The 1583-nt window shown below is 69.7% G+C and carries 1 protein-coding gene; it reads left to right on the forward strand.

Annotated features, from left to right (window positions below):
* Window positions 1-127: 127 nt before the first annotated feature.
* Window positions 128-1573, forward strand: coding sequence for an NF041680 family putative transposase (locus ACWDD9_RS43825; protein WP_449814784.1), 1446 nt, complete (start codon window positions 128-130; stop codon window positions 1571-1573).
* The last annotated feature ends 10 nt before the right edge of the window (window positions 1574-1583 follow it).

Consider the following 1583-nt stretch of genomic DNA (forward strand, 5'->3'; position numbering starts at 1 on the left):
AGCTTCGCGTTTAACCTCGCAGGTCACCCGACCTGCTGATCTGCGGTTCTTTCCGGGACAGTGGAGGCGGCCGTTCTCCACGCTTCGAGATGTCGAGTCACGAAGCACGAGAGAACGGCCGCTGCCTATGAGTCTCCCCGTCGAGGCACCCGCAAGCGAGGCGTTGGGCGTCTTGTCCCGCTTTCGGGTTGAGTTCTACGACTGCCTTTACGCCCGTGCCGACGCGCTCTTCGAGCTCACGGACGCGGTGCTGTGCGCGGACGGGCCGGTGAAGACCCTGGTCGAACTGTCGCTGGCGGTCGAGCACCGGCGGGGACATGGCGCCCTGTACCAGGCCCTGGACCGGGGCTGGGCCGAGCCGGCCCGTCTGCGCCGCGCCCTGGCCGGCCTGCCACTGCCGAAAGCGGCCGACGGGCGGATCGTGCTGGCCGTGGACGTGTCCAACTGGTTGCGCCCCGACGCCCCCACCAGTGAGGAACGGCTGTTCTGCCATGTCTACGGGCGCGGGGACCGCAGCAGAGACCAGTTCGTGCCCGGCTGGCCGTACTCCTTCGTCGCCGCGCTTGAGTCCGGCCGCACCTCCTGGTGTGGGCTGCTGGACGCTGTGCGCCTGGGCCCCGCGGACGATGCGACCGCCGTCACCGCCGTCCAACTACGCGACATGGTGGACCGGTTGACAGAAGCCGGGCAGTGGCATGAAGGCGACGCCGAGATCCTGGTCGTCATGGACTCCGGCTACGACGTCGCCTACCTCTCCCATGCCCTGGCCGACCTCCCGGTGGTGCTGGTGGGACGCCTGCGGTCGGACCGCGTGATGCTCCGCGACGTCGGCCACGCGCGCTCCGGCCCGAAGGGCGGCCGGCCCCGCAAGCACGGCGGTGTCCTCACCTTCGCCAAGCCCGACACCTGGCACCAGCCCGACGTCACCACGGCCACGGACACCACCCGCTACGGCACCGCCGAGACAATCGCCTGGGATCGGATGCACCCCAGACTCACCCATCGCGGCCCCTGGCTGGACCATGCGGAAGAGGAACTGCCGGTCCTGCATGGCACGTTGATCCGCCTCAAGGTCGAGCGTCTGCCGGGCGACCGCAACCCGAAACCGGTCTGGCTGTGGTGCTCGGCCACCGCCGCCACCGGTGCGGACGTGAACCGCTGGTGGCAGTCGTTCCTGCGCAGATTCGACCTGGAGCACACGTTCAGACTGATGAAGCAGACGCTCGGCTGGACCGCCCCGAAGGTCCGCCACGCGGACACCGCTGACCTGTGGACCTGGCTCATCATGGCCGCCCACACCCAGCTCCGCCTCGCCCGGCCCCTCGCCGAGGACCTGCGCCGCCCCTGGGAGCGGCCCGCCGAGCCACGCCGCCTCACCCCCGCCCGCGTGCGGCGGGGGTTTCGCAACGTCCGCGTGACGACAGCCCGTCCGGCAGCCGCACCGAAACCGTCCCGGCCAGGGCCGGGACGGCCCCCCGGCTCGAAAAACAAGCATCGGGCCAAGCACCACGACGTTGGCAAGACCGTCAAACGGGCAAAGACGATCAAGGCACACGATGCCAGCCGAAGTTAAACGCCAAGCT

Source organism: Kitasatospora sp. NPDC001119 (assembly GCF_053598475.1).

Excerpts from the sequence above, each read along its gene's own strand:
- ACWDD9_RS43825 (WP_449814784.1), top strand. The coding sequence starts at position 128 with ATGAGTCTCCCCGTCGAGGCACCCGCAAGCGAGGCGTTGGGCGTCTTG.